Origin of the sequence: Peribacillus alkalitolerans (assembly GCF_010882125.1) — a bacterium.
Taxonomy (GTDB): Bacteria; Bacillota; Bacilli; order Bacillales; family DSM-1321; genus Bacillus_BN; species Bacillus_BN alkalitolerans.
The window spans coordinates 253,190-262,792 of the sequence record NZ_JAAGVZ010000005.1 but is presented as its reverse complement, the minus strand read 5'-3'; the positions used below and the strand labels follow the sequence as shown (position 1 = coordinate 262,792).

Here is a 9,603-nt window from a genome sequence, read left to right as displayed (position 1 = left end):
CCGTGAAGGATGTTATACAGAAGGGGCGAAGAGTAAAACATATTCGGTGACAATTAAATCGACCGAACATAAGGAACAAGAAACGTTTCAAAATAGTGACGAGTTTAAGGAACAGGCTCGTTCACGCTATAAAATTGAAGCCAAGAATAGTGAATTAAAACATGGACACGGGTATGGTACAGCATCATCTGCGGGTCTATTCGGCATGGAAATTCAGGGTGCCACGACAATATTCGCCGTCAATCTCAAAAGAATTCTCACGCTTCTGAAAGAAAAGGGATAAAGAAAAGGGATAAAAAAGGGCAATTTCTTGTTCTAAATCGAACGAGAAATTGCCCTTTTTTTATCTCACCATGTTTACATTTTTAAAAACGCAAGTTTTTCAGTGCCCTCCTTATGAAAGGGAGTGTTTTTTTATCATGATATTTAAAATCCATTTACTCTTTTTGCCACCTGTCTAAAATATATTCTTCCTAAATTATTGGAAATTGAGTTCAAGAAGTTTCTTTTTAGTGAAACGAAAGAGGAAAATTAGCAAAACAGCAGTTATCGGATAAAATGGAATCGAATAATATAGTTTCCACCCAGTATAGGTCAAAGCATGATTTTTTATTGAGATCCATTCAAACAATAAGGAAAATCCTGTCCAAGAGAGTATGTACCAAACTGTTTTCTTACCATAAAGCTCCCATTTATCATAAGCAAATAAAAAGAGGATAGAGGCACATGGATACATAAATAAGTGAAATAGGGCACCTGATAGTTCATAAGTTGGATTATCTCCAAAATAATAGAGTTTAAAAGGAGTGGCTAATAGAAAATAATCGATGGTCGAAACATAAGTGATATTAAAAATCCAAATGATTGAAACAATAACTAGTGGAAAATAACTCCTTATCAATAAAAACATTAATATTATAATGGAAGATGTTATGATAAAAAACCATTCATTCCAATCAAATGTAACGTTCATATATTTACTCCTCCTCGATATAGAATCTTACGAAAAATCTTCATAGTCCCGATTAATATAAAAAGAGCTATAATCCAAAAGGAGAACGACCACCATATTTGCCAATTGATATGTATTAGAACCCCTAAATAATCACATAGCCACTCTAAACCAGATAATATGAAAATAAAGCTTACGATTACAGAAAGCTTTTTTATAAGAGAGGAAAAAAAATGATAACAGTGTAGAAATGTAACCATGATAATTGGGAAAAGGAAAATACGGTTAATAAAATGTGATAATTCATAGCTTAGTTTTTCTGGAACAAACAGGTTTTTGAAGTTCATGTAGCAAAGGGCAGAAAAGTTTTGATAGAGATAAGAAGCAACCATCCAATAAACAAAGATTTCAAGGATATGTAATTTTTTTTTTTTTTTAATAAAAAGAAACATAGCAATCAAATTCAAAATGATATAAAAGAAAAGAATCATTCAGTTGAACTCCTTCGTAATTCAAAAAAGACGATTTTTACACTAATTAGCTCTTAATTTAGAGATCCTACTGTAAGGGCTTGATATTTCCATAAGGATTAGTAATAAAAGAGATTCGTGGAGTCTGGAAAATATGATGTAAATCCACCACCAAAACATTGCGTAAAAAGCAAGAGCGAACCTGTGATTATATAATTGACCTAATCCAGGAAATAAAAAAGGAATAAATGACGCCTATTATAGGATTCTTTTTTTTTAAGTATTGAATCTCAGATGAAAGAATTTCTATCCTAGGTATACGGTAATTCTCTAAATCAGCCAAATGACTTAATTTGTTTTGGAATATGGCGGATCGATAACTATCCCAAATAGTTATGATATAAATAATGATATATCCAAATGTCCATTCGGGTTCAAGTACGGAAATTGCAAGATCAAATTTGCCACAAAATGAATAAACCATTGCTTCGTTTATATGAGCAAAAGTATTAATAAAAACTTCAGCTAAAGTTAATAGTGTAGCTCTTAGATATTGATTTAATAAATAATGTCCAAAACCGGGAAAGACAGCTGACCACCAAGCAGCCATTATAGGATTTTGTTGATGGATAAACGTAATTCCAAATGCACTAATTTTAACAAGAGGTGTGTGAGGCTTAATCATTTTCAAATTCCCTACATATGTATTTAAAGTTATATTTGAATTTAGATTATGGAGAGTTTTTTTTTTCATACGTGATTTGACTAAATTAGCCGCCAATTAAGTAACTTTCTAGCTAAGTTGGATTTAATATCCAAAAGCTCTTATTCACTTATGTCAAAAATCCCACATTGTTAAATTTTGTGGGATTTTTTTGTTTTTAATTTTTAATTGTAAAAGGGAATATAACATTTCCACCTTACTCAACTAAATATTTTTTTGCCAATCTGTATAATAATTCATTTTTTTTCAGCCTAGATAATATTTTAAGGTACGGGAAAATGAAAGGGAATTTAGAATTTGTGAGGTGGTTTTATAATTTATAAATGATATTTGAGGTGATGTCAGAATGAATGAACCAATGGTTTGGTCTCCCAAAAAAGTCGAAGAGGCGTGGGAAATTAAACAAAAATACGGTTCTAATGCAAGGTATATATCGGGCGGGACATGGATTCAATTACGTTGGGAATCAGGTGAGTCTGTCCCAGAGCACTTAATTTATTTAGGAAGTATTAATGAATTGAGCCAAATTAGGTTGTTAACAAACGGAATTGGGCTTTCCTTAAAATTGGGAGCAGCTTCAACACTGTCAGCTTGTCTAAATCATCCAGATATTCAAAAGCACTGGCATATAATCGTAAACGCATTAGGTGGTATTGCTTCCCCAGCTGTAAGGAATCAAGCGACTATTGGCGGGAATATATCAATGGGGTTTGGTGATCTTATTCCTGCCCTTTTAGTTTTGGACGCTTTGGTAACTTGGTTTGATGGAAAGCAATATGTAACCGATAAGCTAATAAATATCCTGAAAAATAAAAATGGAATTTCAACATTAGCTAGTAATTTATTAACGGAAATTTTGATATCGAACGAAAATGAAACCACTACTTTTTATAAAAAAATTGGCAGGCGAGAGGCTTTTTCTCCATCTATTTTGACTGTAGCGGGCACATTCAAGTTGAATTCAAATAATGAAATTGACCAGCCTAGACTTGCTTTAGGAGGAGGAGAAGAATTACCTCACCGTTTATTTCTAATTGAAGATATGATACAAGGTCAAGTTCCTAATGATGCTTTGTGGAAAAGAGTACATGAAAAAATACTCGAACTATTCCAACCTTGTTCTGATCCCTTTACCTCAACTCAGTATCGAAAGGAAGTTGCTGCAAACCTATTAATTGCTGGTTTAACAGGGTCTCTAGTTTAGGGAGGTATTCTCTTGCACATAAGCCGTAAATTATATGGTGAAAATTGGAAGTTTAGACCTGATGGAGTAGGGAAAGTCACAGGATCTTTAAAGTATTTAACAGATCTATCATTTCCCAATATGTTAGTCGGAAGAGTTTTACGCAGTTGTCATGCACATGCTCGGATTAAATCCATTAATACCGATAAAGCCAAACAGTTGAAAGGGGTACATGCGGTTTTAACCTTCGAAGATATACCTGGCTTAAATGGTTTTGGAATCGTCGAGCCTGATCAGCCTGTATTCTGTGAAGATAAGGTTCGGTTTATTGGCGATGCATTGGCTGCAGTAGCTGCTGAATCGATAATCATTGCTGAACAAGCTTTAGAGCTAATCGTGATAGATTACGAAATACTCCCTATTGTAGATGATCCAGAGGCCGCTATCACCCCTGATGCACCACAAATTCATAATAAAGGCAATATACTTCATCAATACTCTCATAAAAAAGGAAATATAGTAGAAGGGTTTAAGGATTGCAAAATAATAATAGAAGAAACCTACAATACTCGAAGACAGATTCATGCTTATATGGAAACAGAAGGAGGAGTAGTTGTACCTGAGAGTGATGGCGGCATAACAGTATATATGGGAACCCAGCATGGATATTTTGATCGTTTTCAGCTATCTAGAATTCTCAATATTGATGAAAATAGAATTAGGGTAGTTTCAAGTCCAATGGGTGGTTCATTTGGTGGTAAAGATGAATTAAACGTTCAGCCATACGGCGCTTTACTCGCTTTGAAAACTGGATTTCCAGTAAAAATTCATAATAGCCGAAAAGAATCGATTAGAGCAGGGCTCAAACGTCATCCAATGAGTATTTCTATGAGAACTGGTGCTGATAAATACGGAAATGTCTTGGCTCATTCAGTCAAAATAATCGCTGACACTGGGGCTTATTCAACATTGGGTTCAGCAGTTTTAGAATGTGCCGTTGAAAATGCATCTGGGCCATACCGATTTCCAAATATTCATATCGAGGGAGTATCAGCTTTTACAAACAATGGCGTTTCCGGGGAATTTAGAGGATTTGGTAGTCCACAGGTAGTATTTGCACTTGAAGGACAGCTAGATCGCTTAGCAGAGAAGTTGAATATGGACCCAATTGAATTACGTGAACAAAATATTAGGAAAATAGACGATTTAGGTCCTCTTGATCAGACCATTATTCCAACGAATGGAGCATTAGAGGCGTTAGAAGCTATTAAGCAATCTAAGATTTTCAGTTTGAAAGAAAAATATAATAATAGTAGTAAATGGAAAAAAATAGGGGTAGGATGTGCCATAACATTGCTTGGGGCAGGTTTAGGACGCGGGATACCAGATCCAGGGGGAGGACGATTATCTTTAAATAATGATGGAAGGATTGAAGCATCCTTTGGTGTTGAAGAAATTGGTCAGGGAATATTATCCGTCATTGAAACATTACTAGTAAAGGCATTTAATTGCCAAAGAAATGATTTACAGATTGTCATTGGTGACACTGAATTAGTCCCGCCTTCTGGTTCAACAACAGCCTCAAGATCAACGACTATGATTTGGCTAGCCATTGAAAGAATGAAGAAACCCTTTGAAGAGCAAATTCTTAAAGTAGCATCACATATTATTGGTAGTCCGATAGATCAATTGTATCTAGGACCAGGTGGTATTTGGAGGGAAGATAATCAATTTGAAATTAGTTATCAACAAATAGCAAGCCAGCTTGAGGAACCTTTAGTGATGAATGTGAATTTTCCTTATCCACATTCTTCGGATGCAATACAGAAAGGAAGATACCTATATTCATTTGCTGCTGTAGCGGCACACGTGGAAGTAGATGTCTTAACTGGAAAAGTAAGAATACTAGGGTTGGATCAAGCTATTGCAGCTGGACCTGTCATAAGTCCAATGGGATATCTTGGCCAAATCGAAGGTAGTGGTGTCATGTCCATTGGATATACATTAACGGAAGATTGTGTTATGGAAAATGGTGAATATGTGACGAAGAACTTTGACACATACCTAATCCCAACCATTTGTGATATTCCGCTTGAGATGAATGTAGAAGCCATTGAAACTTTGCAGCCAGGTGATAATTATGGTCCTAAGGGCATTGGAGAAATTGGGACTGTTGCAGTTGCCCCTGCTATCGCTAGCGCAATACAAAATGCTATTGGGTTTTGGTGTAATCAACTCCCTGTATCATCGGAAATGATTTTACAAGCAACAGAGAAGGAGAGAGGTAGATGGGAGGGAATATAGAGGTTCAGTTTAAGGTGAACAAACAACCAGTATCATTAAATATTCCTCCTTTACGTCGTCTCATTGATATTTTGAGAGATGACCTCAGCTTAACCGGGACAAAGATTTCCTGTGGAATTGGTAGATGTGGGGCTTGTATTGTTTTGGTGAACGGACAAATTACTAATTCCTGCTTGTTAATGGGATTTCAGTTACATGAGGTTGAAATAGTAACCATTGAAGGAATAGGAATTGATAGGCTTGACCCAATACAGCAGGCCTTTATCGAGGAAGGTGGATTCCAATGCGGATACTGTACCCCCGGAATGATTTTATCTGTAAAAGCTCTTTTGGAGAAAAATCCTAATCCTACACAAGAACAAATACTCAAAGGGCTTTCTGGCAATCTATGTCGTTGTACAGGATATGGTGGAATTCTTCGAGCGGTAAATTATTCTATTAAACTATTAGAAAGAGAAGAATGATTGAATCTTTGAGTTTTTTGATGGAGGGATTCTAATGGGAGATAAAAAGCTTATGGAAAAGGCGGTAGAGCTTGCGCAAAAAAATGTCGTGGCTAACCATGGTGGTCCATTTGGGGCAATAGTTGTAAAAGATGGACAGATAATTAGTGTAGGAAGAAATGAAGTCACTGCTACAAATGATCCTACTGCCCATGCAGAGGTTCAAGCAATAAGAGCAGCCTGTAAGACATTAAATAGTTTTCAATTAACAGATTGTGAAATTTATACTAGCTGTGAGCCGTGTCCAATGTGCATAGGTGCCATCTACTGGGCTAGACCCAAGGCTGTGTATTATGCATGTACCAAATCAGATGCAGCATTAATTGGGTTTGATGATCAATTTATTTACGATCAAATTGCATTACCGATTGATAAACGTGAGATTAATATGATACAAGTTTGTTCTGATCATTATGACCTTCCATTTCACACCTGGAATAGCTCAACTAAAAAAACGGAGTATTAATGCAGGAAATAGTCACCTAGGAGCAAGTCCAATATGCATGAGGTGATGAACGTTGGAGGATATCTTTCAAATTATAAGTAAAATTGAAGACCATGAAACAAAAAGGTATTTGAGTACTATCATTCACGTGGAAGGATCAGCATACAGAAAAGAAGGTGCCGCCCTCTTAATTGAAGAAGCAGGTACGCTGACAGGGGTTTTATCAGCGGGATGCTTGGAGCAAGATTTAGTTGAACGGGTTAAAGGAATGGGGAACAAAAATGAATCAATATCGATTTGCTACGATATGAGGAGTGTGGACGACTTAAATTGGGGGCAGGGTGCAGGTTGCAATGGTGTATTGTATGTACTGTTGGAGCCCATAACAGAACGATTTAAGTGTGATTTATTTAATTTAAAATCACAACTCGATCAAGGTATTCCTGTTACTGTAATTAAGAAATTAACAAATTCTTTAAAGGCTTCAGATTATTTATTTATATCTAAGCAAGGCGACATTTTTGGATCTTGGAATGATAGAATTCCAGTTGACTTTATACATTCATCACAATTGATGAAACCAAGTGGCTTATATTATTCTGAGGAATTAGCTTCACTTGTTTATATCCATTGTTACTCCCCAAAACCACGATTGTTTATATTTGGGGCAGGGGATGATGTAAAGCCTTTGCATATGTTTGCTTCAAAAACTGGTTTTTCTGTGATCATCTCTGATTGGAGGGAGGGACTATGCACTATATCAAATTTCCCTTATGCTGAATCTTTGTTGTATGGGAATCCCAGCCAGATTATTGATGACATCAATTTTAGACCGCAAGATTCAGTAGTGGTCATGACTCATCAATTTGAAAAGGATAAAGAGATATTAGAGTTATTAAAAACGAAACGAAATATTGTTTATTTTGGCGTATTAGGTTCAAGATTAAGAACTAGGAGATTATTAAATCATGTAGATATTCCTGAATGGATATCGACACCAGTTGGTCTTGACATTGGAGCTGAAGGGCCAGAGGAAATCGCAATCAGCATCTTAGCAGAAATCATTCAAACGTTAAGAAAAAATAAAAATCATAGGGTAGAATCCTCATGGAAAGAAAAAGAATAGTAGGCATTTATTTGGCAGCAGGAAGTAGTAATCGTATGGGCTGTAATAAATTATCTCTTCCTTTTGAAGGAAGTTTCCTAGGAAGTAAAGCTCTAATTACCGCGCTACAATCTAAACTCGATACAATTTTTGTCATTACAACACCAGAGGATCCAATGGATTGGATTGCCCCTTCATTATTTTTTAATCCAGTTTTTAAAGGGAAGTGGACTAGAATTGTTAGTGAAAAGTCTTTTGAAGGCCAAGCCGAATCACTAAAAAGTGGCTTAAAGGAAGCAGAAAATTACTTAAGTGAAGCAGCCATTGTTTTATTAGCAGACCAACCATTCATCACAACGGAAATGATAAATAATTTAATTTTAAAATATAAAGAATGTTCCTTAGTTGAAACGAAGCTTCATTACATTACTTCTAGTAATAATGGGATGTTTATGCCCCCCCTTCTACTAACCTCTCATATCTTTTCCGATATTATTAAATTAAATGGGGATCATGGTGCACGTTATTTAATTAGAGATAAAGATAGGTATAATGGGCTTTCTATTGATTATACAGAAACGAATTTTTTTTATGATATTGATACACCAAATGATTATGACGAGATTACCAAGAATAAATAATAAGAGGGATTGACTTCAAGTGTATCGATGTACCTGAAGTCAATCCCTCTATTTGGGGATAATATTTATTTATCGATTTCCTGAGGATGAACATAATGTGTCTCTGTACTTTTTACCTTAAGCATACATACTAATGCAAGTGCCATACTTGCTGACGCTGCAAAAAATAATATCCCAAAACCAAATATGTCAATGCATAATCCTAATATTGGTGGTGAAATGATTGCTGCTAATGATGAAACTAAATAATATAATCCAGTCCGTGTTCCGTAGCTATTTTCACTACCTGTTGAAACAATAAATGGGTAGGAGTTAATGTTTATACACGCCCAAAATATTCCTCCAATTAGTAGAAAAGCCCGTAAAGCAAAGGCCGTTTCAATCCAATTTAATAGGAAGAAAACAAAAATTAATCCTACAATACCGATTAATATTAGTCTCTTCTTACCATATTTAGCACCTAATAGTCCACATGGGATGGAGGAAAGTACGAAGCTTAATGAAAAAAAGGCTAAAGAAAAAGCTGATGCACTTTTAGATAAACCGAGCTCATTTACCCCATATAGTGTAAATAATGCCTCCATTCCCTGAATAGCAATAAACCAAAAAAAGGTAGCTGCTAAAAGGAAGACTGTCGTTGTATTTAATTCATTCTTATAGTTGATTCTTTCTGTAGTCTTAATCGTATATGAAATAGTATCTCGATTTTCTTTAATATTGTTATAGATAATCCATAATGCCACTAAGAATATTCCAGACACAGCTAAAAATGGTAAGGATTCATCAATATCAAAGAGAAAAGCCCCTGCACTAAACGCTAATATCCCACCACATCCACCCATGAAATTAATGATCCCATTTGCTTTTGTTCGATTATGCTCCGGAGTAATATCTGGCATTAAAGCAATTGTAGGGGAACGGAATATGGCCATTGATAAGTTCATACATACCATTAATACGATTAGAGAAATTAGATTATTGTGGAATGGGATGAGGGCAAAGAATAATGCAGCAATCGGTATACCAAATAGTAAATAAGGCATACGTCGACCATATCGTGTATGGGTTTGATCACTTCGGTTTCCGATATAGGGCTGTAGAAAAAGAGCGATATAATTATCAATCGTCATAAGAAATCCAATTAAAGCCGTGCTTGCTAAATAATCATTAAGAAAGAATGGAACAAATCCATTATACAAGGACCATCCTAAACTAATGCTGAAAAATCCAAAGCCTAACAACCAGGTTTTTTTCATCGCAGGTCTCCCTTAATGAA

The 9,603-nt window shown here is 35.4% G+C and carries 10 protein-coding genes; 7 read left to right on the top strand and 3 right to left on the bottom strand.

Annotation, left to right across the window (positions count from 1 at the left end; genetic code table 11):
* Window positions 1-283 (top strand): transposase (locus G3O09_RS08720; RefSeq protein WP_205439635.1); only part of this gene is annotated, 283 nt, incomplete at its 5' end.
* Between the two features lie 195 nt (window positions 284-478).
* On the opposite strand, the gene G3O09_RS08715 is transcribed toward G3O09_RS08720, so the two are convergent.
* Both G3O09_RS08715 and G3O09_RS08710 read right to left on the bottom strand, forming a co-directional pair.
* Window positions 479-973, bottom strand: a complete 495-nt coding sequence (locus tag G3O09_RS08715) for a hypothetical protein (RefSeq protein WP_163101105.1) — start codon at window positions 971-973, stop codon at window positions 479-481.
* Between the two features lie 657 nt (window positions 974-1,630).
* Window positions 1,631-2,107 (bottom strand): hypothetical protein, encoded by a 477-nt coding sequence (locus tag G3O09_RS08710; RefSeq protein ID WP_163101104.1) that lies wholly within the window; start codon window positions 2,105-2,107, stop codon window positions 1,631-1,633.
* A gap of 385 nt (window positions 2,108-2,492) precedes the next feature.
* Here G3O09_RS08710 and G3O09_RS08705 point away from each other — a divergent pair, with 385 nt between their 5' ends.
* Genes G3O09_RS08705 through G3O09_RS08680 form a run of 6 tightly spaced genes read left to right on the top strand, consistent with a single transcriptional unit; the run spans window position 2,493 to window position 8,327 of the window.
* The gene (locus tag G3O09_RS08705; protein WP_163101103.1) at window positions 2,493-3,350 is read left to right on the top strand and encodes an FAD binding domain-containing protein; all 858 of its coding nucleotides are present in this window, start codon (window positions 2,493-2,495) and stop codon (window positions 3,348-3,350) included.
* Between the two features lie 12 nt (window positions 3,351-3,362).
* On the top strand, window positions 3,363-5,633 hold the full coding sequence (gene pucD / locus G3O09_RS08700; RefSeq protein ID WP_163101102.1) for a xanthine dehydrogenase subunit D: 2,271 nt from the start codon (window positions 3,363-3,365) through the stop codon (window positions 5,631-5,633).
* On the top strand, window positions 5,618-6,097 hold the full coding sequence (locus G3O09_RS08695; protein WP_163101101.1) for a (2Fe-2S)-binding protein: 480 nt from the start codon (window positions 5,618-5,620) through the stop codon (window positions 6,095-6,097). The genes pucD and G3O09_RS08695 overlap by 16 nt, the downstream gene beginning before the upstream one ends.
* A 34-nt stretch (window positions 6,098-6,131) precedes the next feature.
* Window positions 6,132-6,602, top strand: coding sequence for a nucleoside deaminase (locus tag G3O09_RS08690; protein ID WP_163101100.1), 471 nt, complete (start codon window positions 6,132-6,134; stop codon window positions 6,600-6,602).
* Between the two features lie 52 nt (window positions 6,603-6,654).
* On the top strand, window positions 6,655-7,707 hold the full coding sequence (locus G3O09_RS08685; protein ID WP_163101099.1) for an XdhC family protein: 1,053 nt from the start codon (window positions 6,655-6,657) through the stop codon (window positions 7,705-7,707).
* Complete coding sequence (locus G3O09_RS08680) at window positions 7,689-8,327, top strand: nucleotidyltransferase family protein (protein WP_163101098.1); 639 nt, start codon at window positions 7,689-7,691, stop codon at window positions 8,325-8,327. The genes G3O09_RS08685 and G3O09_RS08680 overlap by 19 nt, the downstream gene beginning before the upstream one ends.
* Window positions 8,328-8,392: 65 nt before the next feature.
* Here the strand turns inward: G3O09_RS08680 and G3O09_RS08675 are convergent, their stop codons facing one another.
* Window positions 8,393-9,583: an SLC45 family MFS transporter gene (locus tag G3O09_RS08675; RefSeq protein ID WP_163101097.1), complete on the bottom strand. Its 1,191-nt coding sequence runs from the start codon at window positions 9,581-9,583 to the stop codon at window positions 8,393-8,395.
* Window positions 9,584-9,603: the final 20 nt, after the last annotated feature.